This is a genomic window from Oceanobacter sp. 1_MG-2023, from assembly GCF_030689025.1.
GTDB lineage: Bacteria > Pseudomonadota > Gammaproteobacteria > Pseudomonadales > Oceanobacteraceae > Oceanobacter.
The window spans coordinates 32,575-51,882 of sequence record NZ_JAUYWA010000008.1; the positions used below are offsets into that span (position 1 = coordinate 32,575).

Here is a 19,308-nt window from a genome sequence, read left to right on the forward strand (position 1 = left end):
ACCATCCAATCAAACCAAGCAGGTCGATCCGTTAACCCAAAGACACCGTTCAAACACCCGCTTGTCTGTCACTGCCCCTGGCCGTTACCGGGTGCCAACGGTGAAGATGATCAAACAAGGACGTGTTTGACCGTGTTTGCCATACGCTTGTTGCGTTGCTGTCAGCGCCAGAAAAGAACAGTTCTGCAAGGCTGCAAGGGCTAGCCGTTCATGGCATCCGATAAAAATGCATTGATACGATTGCCGGTCTGCATATCCTGGCGGTGTGCCGTGTGCTGGATTTCCTGGCGGGCAATCAGTTCTTGCAAGCTGATCGCCGACAGAAAATCGTGTATCTGCTCACTCAGATCCAGCCACAGATGATGGGTCAGGCATTCATCACCCTTTTGGCAATCTCCGCGTTTACTGCAGCGCGTGGCATCCATGGATTCATTCACGGCATCAACAATTTCTGCCACATTGATGGTATCCATTGCCCGGCCAAGACGATAACCACCTCCCGGCCCACGGACACTGGAAACCAGTTCACGACGTCGCAAACGAGCAAACAACTGCTCAAGATACGACAGGGAGATGCCCTGCCGTCCAGATATATCGTTCAGGCTGACAGGGCCATCTTCTGCGTGTATGGCCAGATCCAGCATGGCTGTCACCGCGTAGCGGCCCTTGGTTGTCAGTCGCATATAACAATTCCTCCGATCGGGTCGGTATTATGTTTATATCCGACTAATACAGTCAACTAAGTAAAGCGTAAAGTAAGCGGTAAAGCCTGTCCGTTGCCCCGGTTTCAGCCCTCACCGCTCTGATCCACCCACACAGGCCTTTTGATCAGCCCTCTGAGGGTCTTTAATCAGCAGTCCGTTCAGCAGTCCGTTCAGATTCAGCTTCTGTTGCTGCAGTGTTTGGTGCTTCGGTGGCTGGTAATTCATCCTTATCCAGCGCGGCTTGTTTGGATGCGCCAAGCGAATCTGGCGTTGCCTCATCCTGATCATCCCCCAGGCAGACAAAATGCTCCCGCTCCAGCTCTGGCAGTGCGTCGTCGCAGTTATGAATACCCACCTGATGCAGGGCCTTGCACATGCGATCAATCTTGCTGTCCACCGCATCCATATGATCCATCATATTGTGGATCGAGCGGGCAATCGGGTCCGGGGTTCCATCGGCAATACCGTAGGCGTCAAATCCCAGTTTTTCAGCCATACGGACAGTCCCTTCTGGCAAGGGATTTTTCTTGCCTGCCATCCGTACAATACGACCAGGAATCCCCACCACGGTAGCGCCGTCCGGCACGGGCTTGGTCACGACCGCATTGGAGCCGATACGGGCATTTTCGCCCACTTCGATTGGCCCCAATACCTTGGCACCGGCACCCACGACAACACCGTTGTGCAAGGTCGGGTGACGCTTGCCCTTGTTCCAGCTGGTGCCACCCAGGGTGACGCCGTGATACAGGGTGCAGTCATCACCGATCTCTGCGGTTTCCCCAATCACCACGCCCATGCCGTGATCGATAAAAAAGCGGTGACCAATCGTCGCACCCGGGTGGATTTCGATACCCGTCAGCCAGCGACTGCCGGTCGATAACAGCCGTGCCAACCATTTGAAGCCACGACGCCATAAGCCATTGGCCAGCCGATAATGCAAAATGGCATGAACCCCCGGATAAGTGGTCAGGACTTCAAACGTATTACGGGCTGCGGGGTCGCGCTCGAAGACGCAGGCGACATCTTCACGGAGTTGTTTAAACATCAGAATGGCTCCCTTGGGTAGCACCATCAATGGCATCATCCATCGGTAGCTGGGCATCCGATCGCGGTGGTGTCTGAGGTGAGAATGATACATCGGTGACTGGTTGATCCTGGCGACGTCCAGCATGTTGCTGTATCGCTGCCAACATACCGCGCACCATATTGATTTCCATCTTGTCCGGTTCCGCCCGTTGATACAGGCGACGTAATCGGGTCATCAGTTGCTTGGGGGTGTTTGGGTCCAGAAAGCCGATATCCACCAGTGTTTGCTCAAGGTGCAACATCATGCCATTCAGCTCCTTGTGTGTGGCTGGCGGGTGATCCCATTCCACTCCCCAGCGTTGCCCCATCACCGCCGCCGTGTTGTCGGCATGGTTATCCGCCGCCGCAATGGCTGCCAGTCGCATTTCGTAACACAACACCTGAACGGCCTGCGCAACATTCAAGGAGGAAAAGGATTCCACCGTCGGAATATGAACATGGGCATGGCAGAGGTGCAGCTCTTCATTGGTCAGGCCGCGGGACTCTCGCCCAAACACCAACGCCGCACGAGCGCCGGTTCCTGTTACCTGACACACACTCTCGGCCGCTTGCCTTGGGGTCATCAAAGGCCAGGGAATATGACGACTGCGAGCACTGGTGCCGACGACCAGACTGGCGTCGGCAATGGCCTCTTCCAGGGTTGGTACAATACGCACCCGCTGCAGAATATCCTCCGCCCGGGATGAACGTGCCAGGGCCTCATCGTTAACGGTCGCGATCGGATCAACCAGAATCAATTGCCCCAGCCCCATGTTTTTCATGGCCCGGGCAGCAGCGCCAATATTGCCGGAATGCGTGGTATTTACCATCACGATGTCAATGGCATCGAGCAGAGGATAATGGTCACCTGCGTCTGAAATCACTTCACCCACCTTTCACTGTGCAACCATCAAGGATGGCTTGCTGGACGCAGCACCCGCCAATCGTCTGATTTATGTGGCAGGAACTGCTAAAAACCGCGAAGTGTAGCGAAAACATGCTTCGCCAACCAGAGCAGTACTGATATAATCACCGGTTCCCCGTTCTTTAAGAGATAGTTATCGCAATGCAGCCCATGGTGAACTTGGCGTTGCGCGCTGCGCGCAATGCGGGTCAGGATTTGGTCCGCCGACTGGACCGCTTCGATTCGTACCAGAGTACGGATCAGGAAAAAGCGAAGTTTATTGCAGACTGCACCATTGGTCTGGAAAAAAGCATCATCTTTGAACTGAAAAAGTCCTATCCGGAGCACAGCTATAACGGCCGTGAAACCGGTGTGAACTCAGGTGTTGAGAAACAGCCAATCTGGCAGATCTGTGTCATTGATGATATCGCCAACTTCCGTGTCGGTATCCCTGCGTTTGCCATTATCGTTGGCTGCCAGATCAATGGCAAAACCGAGCATGCGGTGGTAACCAACCCAATCAATGGCGATGAGTTTACGGCTTCCCGTGGACGTGGTGCCCAACTGAGTGGCCGTCGTATCCGCTGCGGCCAGATCAACAATTTGTCCGATGCCATCGTTGGCTATACCCAGCCCGTTGGTGTTGGTGAAGATGCCTACGTCCAGCGCGAACGTATTATGAAACTGATGGGCAAGACCTATGAGTTGCGTAATATCGGTTCCAATGCCTTGTCTATCGCCTATGTCGCCGCCGACCGTTTCCAGGCCGCCGCATTAAGCAACGTTGACGAATTCAGCCTGCTCGCTGGCGGTCTGATCGCCTCTGAAGCAGGCTGTCTGATCTCAGATATCCATGGTGAACCACGTGTGCGCCAGGGCGGTAACTTGCTGGTCAGCAACCCACGCTTGCTCAAAAGCCTGATGTTCAAAGACTAACAGGCATTCGACTGCCATCCTTGGGTATTTTCTATCCAATGGTCTGGCAGGTCCCACAAAAAAAGCGGCCAAGGCCGCTTTTTTTGTGCAGTATCAGCAGGCTTACTGCACCGCAGAGACATCTTCGGCTTGAGGGCCTTTATCGCCTCGCACCACAGTAAACTTGACTCGCTGCCCTTCTGCCAAGGAACGATGCCCTTGACCACGAATCGAACGGAAATGCACAAACACATCTTCACCGTTATCCCAGGTGATAAAGCCAAATCCTTTTTTGACGTTAAACCATTTCACTACGCCTCGTTCACGTCCATCTTCAACATCTTCCTCCACCACAGTGCCGGTGCTGCTGCGACTGCTGACTGGCTGTTCAACACTGGCATTACCCAGTGAAACCACCAGCAAGCCAGCGCCAAAGGCAGCGGCAAAGACAATCAAGACCAAACCAGCGGGCAATGAAACACCATCCATCAGCCCTTGAAACGACAACCACAAAGCGACTGACACAATAACAGCTGTCAGTAATGCCAAACTTAATTTACGAACCATTGCGATACCTATAATTAACGTTTAAAACTGTTTTTAATTCTGGATCATGAGGCCATCGGGCCTCTCCGCATGAAATCCTAAATCCCTTAAAAAATCAATATGATAGCCATTGCCCCTCAACACAGTGAGCAAACCCGTATGAATAGTAGTACAAAGACCCCCGATCAGCACCGTTCTGACACACTGCAGCTGCTCGACCGTATTACTGAGCTGGAAACCCGGCTGAGCTATATGGATGAAACCGTCGACACCCTGAATGAGCAAATCACTCACCTGTCGGCAGACTTCACCCTTGCTCGTCAGGCCATGCAGCTGATGAATCGCCGTCTGGAACAACTGGCAGCCAATACCGGCGACCTCAAATCCAGCCAGGATGATGCCCCACCTCCACACTATTAATCTGTGCCCGCCCGATCACCCCAAAGGGATCACACAAAAGGACAGTATCGATGAACCGGTTCTCTCGCTGGCAACTGCGGCCACTTGGATGGCTGCAGGCACTACTTTACAGCCTGATCAAAACCCGCCTGATTGGCCCGGCCCAGCAACCCGCCACCCACAATACCTTGCGGGTTTATGCCCTGCTTTATCCTTCGCTCTCAGAAACCCTGGTCATTGACCGTGAAGTACAGGAGCTGAACTGGGCCAGCCCCCTGGATACCGCCAACTCGCTCAACCAGACGGGACTGCCATCGTTTTTCCATGTTTACGGCCGTTCAAGAAGCCTTTTCCACCGTGCTGGCAAACCGGTCATCTGCGATTCACTGAAAATGCTGGCCGAATGGCAATTGGCCCACCCGGATCGTCCTCTTGAAGTGGTTCCTGTACGGGTTTTCTGGGGTCGAGGCCCCCAAAAAGAAGGCTCATTCCTGCGTATCTGGCTGCAAAACAGCGGCTCGTTTGGTGGCCGTCTTCTGACCCTGCTGGCGATTTTATTTAATGGCCGCAATACCTTTGTCCATTTCAGCCAACCGTTATCACTGCAACAGCTGGCGCAAAAGGCTCGTACTCCCCACCGCCTGGCCCGTAAAACCGCGCTCTTGCTGCGTATCCATTTCCGTCAGGTCTCCGCCACTGTCATTGGCCCTGATCTCTCTCACCGTCGTACCCTGATCAGCCAGATTCCGAATCGCCCACTGGTACAGACAGCCATTGAACAGGCGATAAAGGAACAGAACCTGACCCTGCCCCAGGCGCGCCAGAAAACACGCCAGTATGCCGACGAAATCGCCTCCAATATTTCCTATACCACGGTGCGGTTTATGGATGTCCTGCTCAGCTGGGTCTGGAATACCCTTTATGACGGCGTTCAGGTCAACCATATCGACCCGCTCAAAACAGCTGCCCGCGATAACGAGATCATCTACGTCCCTTGTCACCGCAGCCATATTGACTACCTGTTGTTGTCTTACGTGCTGTATCACAATGGCTTGCAACTGCCGCAAATCGCTGCTGGTATCAATCTGAATCTGCCAGTGGCGGGATCCATATTACGTCGAAGCGGGGCATTTTTCATGCGTCGTTCATTTCGTGACAACCCCTTGTATGCCGCGGTGTTCGACGAGTATTTACACAGTATTTTTACCCGGGGTTATGCAGCCGAGTATTTTGTTGAAGGAGGCCGCAGCCGGACTGGTCGAACCCTGCAGCCCAAAGCCGGCATGCTGGCCATGACGGTGCGCAGCTATCTGCGTGACTGCCGCAAACCCATTCTCTTTATGCCCGTGTATCTGGGCTACGAAAAAGTCTTTGAAGCAGGCAGCTACCAAAAAGAACTGAATGGCAAGAAAAAACGGCAAGAAAGCCTGCTTGGTGTTTTCGCCACACTGAAGTCCTTTCGACGCCATTTTGGCAAGGTACAGGTTACTTTCGGCGAGCCGATCTACCTGACCGAATTCCTGAACCAGCAGTACCCCGACTGGCGTCAACAGACTGCTGCCGATCATCATTACCGCCCGGACTGGGCACGACCAGTGGTCGATCAACTGGCCCGGCGTATCGTCACAGGTATCAATCAGGCTACCTCCGTCAACCCCATCAACCTGGTCGCCATGGCACTACTGACCAGCCCTCGTGAAGCCATGGAAGAAAGCGTCCTGATCCAGCGACTGGAAAACTGGGCAGCCCTGATTCGGCAACAACCACTCAGCAATCGTACCCAGGTAACAGAAGGCAGTGCCAGCGACTGGATTCAGCAAGCCGAGACACTTGGCAGCATCCAGCGCCAGAGCCACAGCATGGGCGACCTGATATACGCCGACGATCGCCGCGCGATCGCCCTGACCTACTATCGCAATAACGTCTTACACCTCTTGGCCATCCCGTCGGTACTGAGTTGCCTGCTGGTGCACCGCCAGCCACACCAGGCCAAACAATTACACGCTCTGGTGCTGACCCTTTACCCCTATTTGCAGGCCGAGCTGTTTTTACCCTGGTCAAAGGCACAACTGGAAACAGTGATTAACGACTGGCTCGACACCTTGTGCCAGGCCGACTATCTCGAATGCAGCAACCATCACTATTGCGCCGTGGATGACCGTGAAGCCAGTTATACCGAACTCACGGCACTGGCAACCCTGATGATGCCAACCCTGGAACGTTATTACCTGACACTGGCCCTGCTGCGTCAGCGGCGGTCCGCTACCCTGACGGCAGAGCAGCTGGAGCGGCAATGCTCACTGATTGCTCAGCGAATCAGCTTGCTACATGGCCTGAATGCCCCCGAGTTCTTTGATACCAGCTTGTTCCGGACTCTGGTTGCAGAGCTACTGGAACAGCAGATTCTGACCCGACAAGACAACCATGGGGTACTGGTATTTGGTGAAGCCCTGGTCACATTGACCGAGCAGCTCGAACAGGCGCTAGACGGCCCCATGCGTCACAGCATCCTGCGCTGTATATAGACAGAAACCGATCATATACAAGCGCCAGAAGCTTACTCAGCCAATGGCGCCACTTTCGCCAACACATACACATCGAAGCGATTGGACTTGCCCGTCAGGGCATAGGAAGGAGCACGATTGGCCAGCGGTGCCGCCTTGCGGCCCCGCTTTACCACCACCCGGCAACGCGCCGCTTGTAACGCGGCATCGAGTAACTCATCGGCATCCGCATCACCACCCACCAGCGACCGGAATGCCTGCATGTCTTTTTTAACCTGGGCCGACCCCTTGGCATCCTCGCCAAACATAGGGTCGAGATAGACCACATCCGGCCGACGTGCCATCTCCGCTTCCGGGATCAGTAACGTATGGCTGGAGCCAAACGAAAAACGGATACGGCGCACAATTTCCCCGGCTTCAACATCTTGTCGACCACGTATCAACCCATCGTCCAGCAAGGCCGCCACAACCGGTTGCCGTTCATGGGCAACCACCTGGCAGCCCAGTGTTGCCAGCACAAAGCTGTCGCGTCCCAAGCCGGCGGTTGCATCGATAACACTTGGCTGATAAGCCCCGGAAACGCCAACCGCTTTGGCGATATCCTGACCCAGCCCGCCACCAAAACGGCGACGGTGCGCCGTAGCACCGGCCGCAAAATCAACTCGCACCACCGCCTTGCCACCTGCACCTTCTCGCAGCGACAAGCCATCGCCACCCAGGCACAAATGAAAACCGGGCTGCTGCAGCCGCTCCACAGTGGCCGCTGTCAGGCCATAACGTTCAGACCAGACCGCTGCTTCAGCCGCATACTCTGGCGCCAAACAAATCAACTCAGCCATGGTGCTGCCACTCAGACAAAAAACAGAAACAGCATCGCACCCAGCAACAAGCGGTAAATCACAAACGGCAGCATACCCAGCTTGTCGACCAGCTGCAGGAAGTAGTGAATCCCCGCCCAGGCGCTGATGCCCGACACCGCCATCCCCAGCAACAGGCTAAACCAGTCCACTCCATCGGCAGCCTGAATCAGCTCCACCACTTTGAGGCCGGATGCTGCCAAAATCAGCGGGACCGACAACAGGAAGGAAAAACGGGCCGCATCCAGGCGATGAAAACCCAAAAACAGCGCCGCTGTCATGGTGATACCAGAACGCGAAGTCCCTGGAATCAGTGCCAGCGCCTGAGCCACCCCGATAATCAGAGCCAGGGCAACGGTCATCTCGACCAGGCTATGACGGCGTGACTGACAGCGGTCCGACAGCCCCAGTACCACACCAAAGAGGATTGTCGTGGTTGCAATCACCATGGTCGAGCGCAGGTTGGCTTCAATAAAACTCTCACCCAGCAAGCCAACAATCACCGCCGGTACCGTGGCAATCGCCACCATCCAGGACAAGCGACCGTCTTCATTGGGGGTGCGGCTAAACCCGGTCGTGACCCAACCGACAATCATGCGTTGCAGCTCATTGCGGAAATACCAGACAACCGCCAGCAAGGTGCCAAAATGCACCGCGACATCAAACGCCAGTCCCTGATCCGGCCAACCGAACACCTGTGAGGGTAAAATCAGGTGAGCCGAGCTGGAGATCGGTAAAAACTCGGTAATCCCTTGCAGAATTGCCAAGACAACAGTTTCAAAAATTCCCACGATTGGTTCCTCAGCGTTTGAGCAGGCTTGGTTGCTCGTCCAGTTTTTTCCATGCGACGGAATCGCGCAAATATACGGGGGGGAAATCCTCGATGCCAGCAAATTCCCCTTGCTGCCAGGCAGCCATGACCTGATCTGCGGCGTAGTGGCTCAAAGGCTCAATCCCTTCGATCAGCGCTAGCGCGACCGGGTTATCATCCAGCGCAGCCAGCAGCGATACGCCATTGCCAGCCATCACACAGTCATTCGGATCAAGCTGCCGGGTCTGTAGCAACGCCTGCAACTGTTCGACACAGTGTAGGGGCTGACTGACTTGCTCAGTACCCAGCAGCCGACAAAGCGGCCCATTACGCTCGTACACAGCCCAGAATACTTCACCCATATGAGCATCCAGCACAGTTACCACCCGGCCTGCTGTTGTCTGCGTCAGCGCCTGTTGCGCCAACAGTTGCAGGGTAGAAAAACCGTATACCGGCACATTCAAACCCAGGGCAATCCCTTGAATCACACTGACGGCAATACGAATACCGGTAAACGAACCCGGACCACGGCTAAACGCCAAACCATCCAGCGCTGACTTGTCCACTGCGGCAGCTACCAGCACCTCATCGATCATCGGCAACAAGCGCTGGGCATGGCGGCGGGGCTGTCTTTCGGTCAGATCCTGGACACCCGCGGCGGAAATCAGGCTGACGGAACATAATGCCGACGAGGCATCAACAATCAGCAAATTGGCCATTCCAAACCCTGCCCTCTCGTAAAAAGCGCGCAGTATAGCAGAGCCAATCCGACGCGCTGGCAAAACACCGGACATAAATACGGCGCATAAACAGCAGCCATAAAAAAAGCCCCCGAAGGAGCTTTTTTTATGGCTGGCAGGTGGTTAACCCAGCGCAGACATCACGGTATTGGTAATGTCTTGCATGGAGCCTACACCCGGAATATGGCTGTACTTGGGTGAGCTGGCATCCTGCTTGGCTTCCAGTTGCTTGTAGAAAGCAACCAGCGGCTCGGTTTGTTCGTGGTAAATAGACAAACGTTTGCGAATGGTCACTTCCTGGTCGTCGTCACGTTGTACCAGATCTTCACCGGTTTCATCGTCTTTACCGGCCACTTTTGGCGCATTGTAGATTACGTGGTAGACACGGCCAGAGCCTGGGTGCACACGACGGCCACTCAGACGTTTGACGATTTCTTCATCATCAACATCGATTTCAACGACATGATCGATCACCACGCCAGCTTCCAGCATGGCTTCCGCTTGAGGAATAGTGCGAGGAAATCCATCAAACAGAAAACCGTTAACACAGTCTTCCTGAGTAATACGTTCCTTGACCAGACCGATAATGATTTCATCCGAAACCAGACCACCGGTCTCCATGATTTCCTTGACCTTGAGGCCCAGCTCAGAACCTGCCTTGACTGCGGCACGCAGCATGTCACCGGTTGAAATTTGTGGAATATCGTACTTTTCACAAATGAACTTGGCCTGAGTGCCTTTGCCGGCACCTGGTGCGCCCAAAAGAATTACGCGCATGCGCTTCCCCTCGTTGTTAGATTGGTTTGGATCCATCTGGTTAATTTATGGTTATTTTTTAACCAGCCAAAAAATAGCTGTAACCTTACTCTGGCACAGGTCTGATCTCAACTTATTGTGACCAAAATCCTGTGGGAGTAACGCCCGACTTTGGTATACCGCATTGATTGTTATCATTTTAACGCGGCGTATTACGACCTGAGGTGCTATCCCCAGGTCGTATATAATCAATCAATCTGGCCCGCTTGTCTTGGTCAAAAAATCCTGTTTCTTGCTCAGAAAACAGAGGCGGGCAATCTGGTGATCCATCGAACCGGCCATACTTTATTCTTAACCGGTATTCCTCATACCGGCAGCAATACCGGCCATTGTGACCATCAATGCCTGCTCAACTTCCGGATTGATCATTTCCGGATGTCGCCGCTCACGATATAACAATTCCACCTGCAAATAGTGTAACGGGTCGGTATATGGATCACGTACCGTCATGGAATCACGCAATACCGGCTGACTGTCGAGCAATGCCTGCTGGCCATTAATGGCCAGTACCCGCGCCTTGACGTTATCCAGCCGCTGACGCAGTTGCTCTCCCAGTGGCTGCAAGCCTGGCTCAACCAGACGTGATTCATAATACTCGGCGATTGCACTGTCGGCTTTGGAAACGACCATCTCCAGCATATCGATATAGGTACGAAAGAAAGGCCAATCCCGGTACATGCCCTGCAAAACCGGTAACTCTCCCCGTTGTTGGCAGTCATCCAATGCGTCATCCGACCCTAACCAGGCCGGTAGCATCAGCCGCATCTGGGTCCAGGCAAAAATCCAGGGAATAGCCCGCAAGGTTTCGATACCGCCACCGGCTTTACGGCGGGCCGGACGACTGCCCAGAGCCAGTTTTCCCAGCTCCGGTTCCGGTGTGGCGCTACGAAAGTAGCGTACGAATTCCGGCGTATCGCGCACCATCGCCCGATACGATGCCACGCCTCGCTCGGCCAATCGGGTCATTTGTGCCCGCCATTCATCCCGCGCAGGCTCAGGTGGCAGCAAATTGGCTTCCAATACCGCCGACACATAGATCTTCAGGTTACGCCGTGCAACGTCTGGCTGGCCAAACTTGAAACGAATCATTTCGCCCTGTTCCGTCACCCGCAAGCCACCGGCAACAGACCCCGGCGGCTGTGCCAGAATCGCCCGATGCGCCGGGCCACCTCCGCGACCAACGGTACCACCACGGCCATGAAACAGGGTCAGTGAGATCCCGGCGTCACTGGCAGTCCGGGTCAAGGCTTCCTGAGCCTGATACTGCGCCCAAACTGCCGCCAGCTGACCGGCATCCTTGGATGAATCCGAATAGCCAATCATCACTTGCTGACGGTGCTGACAATAGTCGCGATACCAGTCCACCGCCCACAGCTTGCTCATGCGTAACGATGCCTGTTGCAGGTCGCCCAGGGTTTCGAACAGCGGTACCACCGGAAAATGCGCCCGCACGCCGGCGTCTTGTAGCAGCAGGATCACGGCAAGGATATCCGAAGGCTCGCTGGCCATCGAGATAATGTAGCACGACACCCCTTCACCGGCTTCGGTTGCCAGTACTGCCACGGTATCCAGCACCTCCTGCACATCTGCGGACGGTTGCCAGTGCTTGGGCACCAGCGGTCGCCGGGAAGCCAGCTCACGCAGTAAAAACGCCTGTTTTTCGTCTTCGTTCCAACTGAGGTAATCACCCCAGCCGTAATACTGGCAAATGGCCTGCATCACTCCGGCATGACGGGATGACTCCTGCCGTACATCGAGTCGCACCAGTGAGACCCCGAAACAAGCCACACGGCGAATGGTATCGAGCAGCTGGCCATCGGCAATGGTCTCCATGCCGTTCTCGAGCAAGCTGCGGTAACACAGGGTTAACGGTTCCAGCAGCTCTTCATCCCGGGTCAGGGGATTACCACTGGTTTCCCGCTGCTGAATGCAGTCTGTTGCCCATTGTTTGGTATCTTCCAGCCGCGAGCGCAAGACGTGCAAACAGGCCCGGTAAGGTTCGTCAGGGTCTTGTGGAAAGGCCTGCAAAAGCTCCTCTGACGCTGCCATCATCGACAGCTGGTTCCCCAGTTTATCGATGTCGCGTAAATACAGGTCGGCCGCCATCCAACGCGCCAGGTAGAGTACTTCCCGTGTTACTGGTGCCGTTACATTAGGGTTGCCATCACGATCACCGCCCATCCAGGAAGCAAATCGTACCGGTGCAGAATCCAGCGGCAGTACCTTGCCACCATGTGCCAATAGCTGCTGGTCGAGGTCACGCATCATTTTCGGCACCGCTGCCCAAAGCGAGTTTTCCACCACGGCAAACCCCCAGCGGGCTTCATCAATGGCGGTTGGCCGGGTCTTGCGGATTTCATTGGTATGCCAGACTTCTTCGATCAATCTCGCCAGACGTTGATCCAGTTCCTGCAGCAGTGGATGCTGGTCATGCAAATCATCACGCTGCTGTAGCAAACTGGTGATGGTGTCGTATTTCTGAATCAGGGTACGACGCGTGATTTCGGTAGGATGGGCTGTTAATACCAGTTCAATATTGAGGTCGGCGATACGCTCACTCAGGCCGTCGGCCTTGACCCCGGCGGCCTCAAGCCGTTCGAGCAAATCCGGAAACATGGTATCCAGACCGGGCGATAACTCTCCGGCCCGACGCCAGCTGCTGCCATGTTGCTGGTCGGCAATATTGGCGAGGTTAAGAAACTGGTTAAATCCCCGTACAACCGGCAGCAGGTTTTTTTCAGGCAGGTTTTTCAGGGTTTGCAGCAACTGCTCCCGTTCTGCCGGGTTCCCCTGGCGAGCTCGCTTGGCCTGCTGGCGTATCGATTCAATCGAGACCAGTACATCACTGCCCTGACTGGCCTGAATGGTCTTGCCCAGCATGGTGCCAAGCATTTTTACCTTGTCTCGTAATAGTGGATCCAGTTCGCTCATCACGCTCCCTCCTGACTGATCGGTTTGACGTCCAATAGTGACGCGACAGAACTGGCAGTGGTCTTGTGCTGCTCAGGTTGCCCCGTGATATCCATAAATTTTCTGAACCATCCCTGTAATTCATACCAAAATAAAGGGACCTTGTGAAAGGAGATTAATATGAAAGCGTCAGCTTTGATGGCTCACTGGCAGCAGGAATATGGCGACCCGGTGGCTGAGCACCACTATCCCGTTTCACTCAACATCAAGGATGCCGCCCGGGTGGAGGCGTTACTGGATATGTTTCCCGGTCTGTCGCGAGAGCGATTACTGGCAGACCTTGGTACAGGCGGCATTAAACGATCTGACCAGCGGTTTTCCTTATGTCGCTGGCAACACGATTGTTGCACGGGACGAAGAAGGATTTCCGCTCTATGAGGATATCGGCCCAACACCGACCTTTCTGGCGTTAAGCCGTAAACATCTGGCCAGGATGGACCCCGGCCAGCATTAAAAACCAACCGCGGGACAATAGCGGATCAACAACAGGGCGGATAAGCGACTGCGTCAATCGGCCTGTTGTTTTTCCTGCTGTTTGGCGATTTGCCAGGATGCTTCCATATCGCTGAGTGTGGCCTGCTGCCAGCCACCAGCCGCCAGTGCCCGTTCTTCAACCACGGCAAAACGCTGACTGAAGCGCTGGTTGGTACCACGAATGGCCACTTCCGGGTCAATTTGGTAATGACGCGCCAGATTGGTTACCGCAAACAGCAAGTCGCCAATTTCAGACTCCAGACGCTGACGATCATTGGCCTCCACTTCCACGCTTACTTCTTCCAGTTCTTCACGGATTTTATCCATGACCGCTTGTGGGTCTTGCCAGTCAAAACCGACCGTCGCGGTTTTTTTCTGCAGTTTGACTGCCCGGGTAAGCCCCGGCAGATTCGCCGGAACCGAATCCAGCAATCGATCTGGCTGTTGTGATTTGGCTGCTTTCTCGGCTGTTTTAATGGCTTCCCATTGACGGCTGATATCCACTTCCTGTGGGGCAAGCCCAGCCTCCCGTTCACTCTCCAGGGTCCCTTCAGGAAACACATGAGGATGGCGACGGATCAGTTTGGCCACCAGGCGGTCGATAATGCTAGCAAGGGAAAAATACTGTTTTTCAACCCCTAACTGCCCGTAAAAAATCACCTGAAACAACAAATCACCCAGCTCTTCTTCAAGGTGTGGCCAGTCCTGACGTTCAATGGCATCGGCTACTTCGTAGGCTTCTTCCAGTGTGTGCGGCACAATACTGGCGAAATCCTGTTGCAGATCCCAGGGACAGCCGGTTTGCGGGTGACGCAAACGGGCCATCAGGGTGACCAGGTCTTCCAGTTGGTACATCAGGATTTCTCTCCGCGAATACGCCGCGCTGACATAATATTGGGCAGTTGTTCAACCTTGTTCATCAGGCGACCCAGATTTTCCAGACTTTCAACCTCGACCATCAGCTGCATGCTGGCGGTATTGTCTCCCTGGTTTGACTGGGTGGTAACACCGACGACGTTGACCCGTTCATTGGCCAACACCGCACTGACGTCCCGTAGCAGACCCGTACGGTCATACGCCAGGATCGATAACTCGACCGGATAGGTGCGGGTCGGTTTGACGCCCCAGGTAACTTGCAGCACTCGGTTGGGTTCGATTGCTTCCAGATGCAGCAGGTTTTCACAATCGCTGCGATGCACGGTCACTCCTCGCCCCATGGTAACGTAGCCCCGGATATCATCACCGGGCAGCGGCTGGCAACACTGCGCCATCTGGGTCAGCAGATTGCCAACGCCTTCGATGTAAATATCATCCTTACCCGGTTTGACGGTTGCTTCCAATGCTTTGCGGATAAGGGGTAATTCTTGCTGTGACTGGCCTGCATCGGTCTGCCGCAAGACAGCGTTCACTATTTGGCCAACACGCATATCACCGGCACCCACGGCGGCAAACATGTCATCTATCGATTTCATGTTCATTTTCTGGGCGATGTCATGCAGTGGCTCTTGCGCCAGATCCATGCGATCCAGTTCCCGTAACACCAGCGCACGGCCTTCTTCGATGTTCTGATCCCTGGCCTGCAACTTGAACCAGTGCGCCACCTTGGCTCTGGCTCTGTTGGTGTGGATATAGCCGGATTCGACATACAGCCAGTCACGGCTGGGGTTGGCGTCGGGATGGGTCAGAATCTCGATCTGCTCACCGGTTTTAAGGGTGTAGGTCAGAGGCACAATCCGGCCGTTGACCTTGGCACCACGACACTTGTTACCCACTTCGGTATGTACCCGATAGGCAAAATCCACCGGGGTCGCATTGGGCGGTAAATCCACCACATGGCCACTCGGCGTAAACACGTAGATACGGTCCGGGTTGATATCACTGCGCAAGGCCTGCGCCAGCTCGGGCAGATCATCCAGTTCTTCGTGCCATTCCAGTACCTGACGCAGCCAGGTAATTTTCTGTTCGTAGCCGTTATCCTTGCCGTTGGTGTCCGTGCCCTTGTATAACCAGTGGGCGCAGACTCCCAACTCAGCGTCTTCGTGCATTTCATGAGTACGAATCTGCACTTCCAGAATCTTGCCTTCCGGACCAATCACCGCCGTATGCAAAGAGCGATAGCCGTTTTCTTTCGGGTTGGCGATGTAGTCATCAAATTCATTGGGAATATGACGCCAGAGCGTATGCACTGTGCCGAGAGCGGCGTAACAGTCGCGTCGTTCCGGTACCAGAATCCGGACAGCCCGAATGTCATAGATCTGCGAGAAGTCGAGATTCTTGCGGCTCATTTTGCGCCAGATACTGTAGATGTGCTTGACCCGGCCATACACATCACAACGGATACCGTAATCCAGTAATTCTTCCCGCAGGCGCTGCACGACATCTTCGATATAGTCTTGCCGGGCAATCCGTTTTTCATCCAGCAAACTGGCAATCTGTTTATAGGAGTCCGGCTGCAGATAGCGAAACGCCAGGTCTTCCAGCTCCCATTTAAGATGACCAATCCCTAACCGGTGAGCCAGTGGCGCATAAATATTAAACACTTCTTCGGCCACTTTCTGACGCCGGTCCGGTGGTGCATCCTTGACGGCACGGATGGCCGAGGTACGTTCTGCCAGTTTGATCAGTGCCACCCGGACATCATCAATCATGGCCACCAGCATTTTGCGCAGGTTATCAACCTGGGCTTCACGCTGGCCCAGCACCACATCATCGGTTGAGTTCTGAATGGCACTGATGGCGGCCATGCGCAGCACGCCTTCAATCAACTTGGCCACCGTGCCACCAAAGTCACGTTCGACGCGTGGCAGCGACAAGCGCCCTTCCCGTACCGCACGGTACAGAATAGCTGCCACCAGCGATTCGGTGTCCAGTCGCAGATCCATCAACAGTTGAGCCATTTCAATGCCCATCTGCACACTGTCGACCGACCAGTAGGTCTGGTTGGCAATGGCTTCATCGGACAACTGCTTGGCCAGCTGCAGTGCTTTTAACAACACATCAGGATCGCGGATTTCATATCTCTGGGCGGCCCGCTCCAACCAGCGTTCAGCGTCCAGGGAACCATCGTGCCAAAGAGGAAGATCTTCTCTTACCTTAACCACGACGCTTGTCCTTATAGCGGAGCAGCACCATGGTTTCGACATGATGCGTCTGGGGAAACATATCCATAATTCCTGCCTTTTCTATCTGGTAGCCACCAGCCACCAGCGTACTCAAGTCCCGCGCAAGGGTCGCAGCGTCACAAGACACGTAAAGTACCTGCGATACCTGTCGGGTGTTCAATTCTTGCATAAGGGCTGCCGCACCTGCTCGTGGCGGATCCAGCAGCACTTTGTCGGGGGCCGGCAGGTGAGCCAGCACGCCAGTATTTGATAAATCGGCTTCAATCGCATGCAAAGACAGCGCCAGAGACTCTGCCTGACGCTGCAAACTGCCAATCATGCTCTCTTGCACCTCGACAGCACAGACCTGTTGGCTACGCCGCGCCAGCGGCATACTGAAATTGCCGTGTCCGGCAAACAAATCCCAGATGACGTCCTCAGATTGGGGCTGCAGCCAGTCCAAAGCCTGTTGCACCATTGCCCGATTAACCGGGCCATTGACCTGAAAAAAGTCGCTCAGTTGCATTTTTAATGGCTGCTCATCGACAAAATGAACCAGATCGACCGGCTGGTCGGGAAAAATGCACACCGATGGCTCATCACGCCCCGGATTCAGCCATAGCTGTAATAACGAATCCCCCGTCAAGGCTTCGGCCTGGGCACACAAGATTTTCTGGTCAGCCAATGACAGCGGCTTGAGGATGCGGAACACCAGTGCCAGCGCGCTATCTGCCGCCACCACTTCAATCTGGGTAATATGATCCCGGCCTTGCAAGGTCGAAATACACTCACGCCAACGACTCCAATCCAACGCCGGTAAGGCTGGTAACACCGGGCAACGATCAATATTGGTCAGATGTTCGGAAGCGGCTTCACGAAAGCCAAGAAAGTTACGCTGCTTGTTTTTACTGAAACGCACGCCCAGGCGGGCCTTGCGTCGATAGCCCCACGGTTCCGCGGTAATCGGTGTAGTCCATTCGGGCACGATCAAGCCCTGTCGACTGAACTCGCGCTCAACACGTTGCTGCTTGAAAGTAACCTGGGCGGGGTATGACAGATGCTGCAAGTCGCAGCCACCACAACGCTGGTAGTGTGGGCAGGCTGGTGTCACCCGGTCGGGGGACATGGTGTCGATCGTGGTCAGCTTGGTCATCCAGACTTTTTTGCGGCGACCATCCAGGCGGGCAGTCACCTGTTCTCCAGGCAAGGCGCCCGGTACAAAATAGACATCGCGACCAAGGCGTGCGACCCCTTGTCCATCCGATGTCATGTTATCTATATTCAGCTGCAAGGTTTTTGCCGTAGCCACCCGTATCTCCTGAGCAAATGCCAGCTGGATATAGCTCCGCTGGCGGTAACGGCGCACAGTATTGGTACTCTCAGCGGGATTGCAACCCTGAAGCCCTGTCACAACCGGATTGGTGGCTATTTCCGGGTTTATTCCTGCTCGGGCGCAAAAATCCCAGACGACAAATAACGATCACCGCGGTCACAGACGATCGCTACAATCGTGGCGTCCTCTAGCTGTAACACCAACTGCAACGCAGCGTATACCGCACCACCGGATGACACACCACAAAAAATGCCTTCTTCCCGGGCCAATTGTCGCATGGTGTTTTCAGCCTCTTGCTGGCCGATATCAAGGATTTGATCGACCCGCTGCCGCTCAAAAATGGTAGGCAAATACTCTTCCGGCCAACGCCGGATTCCCGGGATGGAGGCGTTATCTGCCGGCTGCAAACCGACAACACATACATTCGGGTTTTGCTCCTTGAGGTAGCGCGAGATGCCCATGATGGTACCGGTTGTTCCCATCGAGCTGACAAAATGAGTGACTCGCCCACCAGTCTGCTGCCAGATTTCCGGCCCCGTACCGACATAATGCGCCTCCGGGTTGGCCAGGTTGCCAAACTGGTTCAGCACCTTGCCCTGACCTTCGGCCTCCATCGCCAGGGCCAGATCACGAGCGCCTTCCATCCCATTACTGACCAGGATCAGTTCCGCCCCATAGGCTTGCATGGCCCAGCGCCGCTCCATGGTACTGGTATCTGGCATAATAAGAATGATGCGATACCCCATCATCGCCGCGGCCATCGCCAGCGCAATGCCAGTATTACCGCTGGTCGCTTCAATCAGTGTATCGCCAGGCTGGATATCACCCTGCTGCTCAGCCAACCGGATCATCGACAGTGCTGGCCGGTCTTTAACCGAACCGGCCGGGTTATTACCTTCCAGCTTCAGTAGTATCTGATTACCCTTGCTGTTGATCCCCATACGCTGCAGCCGTACCAACGGCGTATGACCAATGCAATCTGCAATGGTTGGGTAGTTACAATCGGATTGGTTTATCACCGTCGTCACCTTGCCTGTTATTCATATAACCAAATACGCGATATAGTACGTGTTGGCTGAATAATTCGTTAATAACAATTACTGATTTCCATATAGCCCTCACTTGTCTTCGCACCAATGCAAGTAGCCATTGTGATTACCGTCAACCTG

At 54.6% G+C, this 19,308-nt stretch carries 17 protein-coding genes; 4 read left to right on the plus strand and 13 right to left on the minus strand.

Annotation, left to right across the window (positions count from 1 at the left end; translation table 11 throughout):
* Positions 1-200: 200 nt before the first annotated feature.
* The 3 genes from iscR to Q8W22_RS07215 form a co-directional block, all read right to left on the minus strand.
* Positions 201-683, minus strand: coding sequence for a Fe-S cluster assembly transcriptional regulator IscR (gene iscR, locus Q8W22_RS07205; RefSeq protein ID WP_303433372.1), 483 nt, complete (start codon positions 681-683; stop codon positions 201-203).
* Between the two features lie 163 nt (positions 684-846).
* Positions 847-1,749 (minus strand): serine O-acetyltransferase, encoded by a 903-nt coding sequence (cysE, locus tag Q8W22_RS07210; RefSeq protein WP_305451936.1) that lies wholly within the window; start codon positions 1,747-1,749, stop codon positions 847-849.
* Positions 1,742-2,653, minus strand: coding sequence for an RNA methyltransferase (locus Q8W22_RS07215; protein ID WP_368501382.1), 912 nt, complete (start codon positions 2,651-2,653; stop codon positions 1,742-1,744). Before Q8W22_RS07215 ends, cysE begins: the two co-directional genes overlap by 8 nt.
* A 191-nt stretch (positions 2,654-2,844) precedes the next feature.
* Between Q8W22_RS07215 and Q8W22_RS07220 the strand changes: the two genes are divergently transcribed.
* Positions 2,845-3,609 (plus strand): inositol monophosphatase family protein, encoded by a 765-nt coding sequence (locus tag Q8W22_RS07220; protein WP_303433374.1) that lies wholly within the window; start codon positions 2,845-2,847, stop codon positions 3,607-3,609.
* Between the two features lie 102 nt (positions 3,610-3,711).
* On the opposite strand, the gene Q8W22_RS07225 is transcribed toward Q8W22_RS07220, so the two are convergent.
* Positions 3,712-4,155 (minus strand): cold-shock protein, encoded by a 444-nt coding sequence (locus tag Q8W22_RS07225; RefSeq protein WP_303433375.1) that lies wholly within the window; start codon positions 4,153-4,155, stop codon positions 3,712-3,714.
* A 138-nt stretch (positions 4,156-4,293) separates the two neighbouring features.
* Between Q8W22_RS07225 and Q8W22_RS07230 the strand changes: the two genes are divergently transcribed.
* Positions 4,294-4,554 carry a SlyX family protein gene (locus tag Q8W22_RS07230; protein WP_303433376.1) on the plus strand — a complete coding sequence of 87 codons (261 nt, stop codon included), beginning with the start codon at positions 4,294-4,296 and terminating at the stop codon, positions 4,552-4,554.
* 50 nt (positions 4,555-4,604) lie between these two features.
* Entirely contained in the window at positions 4,605-7,058 is a 2,454-nt protein-coding gene (gene plsB / locus Q8W22_RS07235) for a glycerol-3-phosphate 1-O-acyltransferase PlsB (RefSeq protein WP_305451937.1), read from the plus strand.
* A 32-nt stretch (positions 7,059-7,090) separates the two neighbouring features.
* Here plsB and Q8W22_RS07240 read toward each other — a convergent pair whose 3' ends face one another.
* From Q8W22_RS07240 to ppc, 5 genes are all read right to left on the minus strand, one after another.
* The gene (locus Q8W22_RS07240; RefSeq protein ID WP_305451938.1) at positions 7,091-7,876 is read right to left on the minus strand and encodes a class I SAM-dependent methyltransferase; all 786 of its coding nucleotides are present in this window, start codon (positions 7,874-7,876) and stop codon (positions 7,091-7,093) included.
* 11 nt (positions 7,877-7,887) lie between these two features.
* Positions 7,888-8,685, minus strand: a complete 798-nt coding sequence (locus Q8W22_RS07245) for an undecaprenyl-diphosphate phosphatase (protein WP_303433380.1) — start codon at positions 8,683-8,685, stop codon at positions 7,888-7,890.
* Between the two features lie 10 nt (positions 8,686-8,695).
* On the minus strand, positions 8,696-9,424 hold the full coding sequence (gene tsaB, locus Q8W22_RS07250) for a tRNA (adenosine(37)-N6)-threonylcarbamoyltransferase complex dimerization subunit type 1 TsaB (RefSeq protein WP_305451939.1): 729 nt from the start codon (positions 9,422-9,424) through the stop codon (positions 8,696-8,698).
* 144 nt (positions 9,425-9,568) lie between these two features.
* Entirely contained in the window at positions 9,569-10,222 is a 654-nt protein-coding gene (gene adk, locus Q8W22_RS07255; protein WP_303433384.1) for an adenylate kinase, read from the minus strand.
* A 330-nt stretch (positions 10,223-10,552) separates the two neighbouring features.
* On the minus strand, positions 10,553-13,192 hold the full coding sequence (gene ppc, locus Q8W22_RS07260; RefSeq protein WP_305451940.1) for a phosphoenolpyruvate carboxylase: 2,640 nt from the start codon (positions 13,190-13,192) through the stop codon (positions 10,553-10,555).
* A gap of 159 nt (positions 13,193-13,351) precedes the next feature.
* Here ppc and Q8W22_RS07265 point away from each other — a divergent pair, with 159 nt between their 5' ends.
* Complete coding sequence (locus tag Q8W22_RS07265) at positions 13,352-13,609, plus strand: hypothetical protein (protein ID WP_305451941.1); 258 nt, start codon at positions 13,352-13,354, stop codon at positions 13,607-13,609.
* A 129-nt stretch (positions 13,610-13,738) separates the two neighbouring features.
* Here the strand turns inward: Q8W22_RS07265 and mazG are convergent, their stop codons facing one another.
* The 4 genes from mazG to cysM form a co-directional block, all read right to left on the minus strand.
* Positions 13,739-14,560: a nucleoside triphosphate pyrophosphohydrolase gene (gene mazG, locus Q8W22_RS07270; RefSeq protein ID WP_303433389.1), complete on the minus strand. Its 822-nt coding sequence runs from the start codon at positions 14,558-14,560 to the stop codon at positions 13,739-13,741.
* Positions 14,560-16,806, minus strand: a complete 2,247-nt coding sequence (gene relA / locus Q8W22_RS07275) for a GTP diphosphokinase (protein ID WP_305451942.1) — start codon at positions 16,804-16,806, stop codon at positions 14,560-14,562. The genes mazG and relA overlap by 1 nt, the downstream gene beginning before the upstream one ends.
* Positions 16,799-18,115: a 23S rRNA (uracil(1939)-C(5))-methyltransferase RlmD gene (rlmD, locus tag Q8W22_RS07280; RefSeq protein ID WP_303433392.1), complete on the minus strand. Its 1,317-nt coding sequence runs from the start codon at positions 18,113-18,115 to the stop codon at positions 16,799-16,801. Before rlmD ends, relA begins: the two co-directional genes overlap by 8 nt.
* Positions 18,116-18,243: 128 nt before the next feature.
* Positions 18,244-19,155, minus strand: coding sequence for a cysteine synthase CysM (gene cysM, locus Q8W22_RS07285; RefSeq protein ID WP_305451985.1), 912 nt, complete (start codon positions 19,153-19,155; stop codon positions 18,244-18,246).
* Positions 19,156-19,308: the final 153 nt, after the last annotated feature.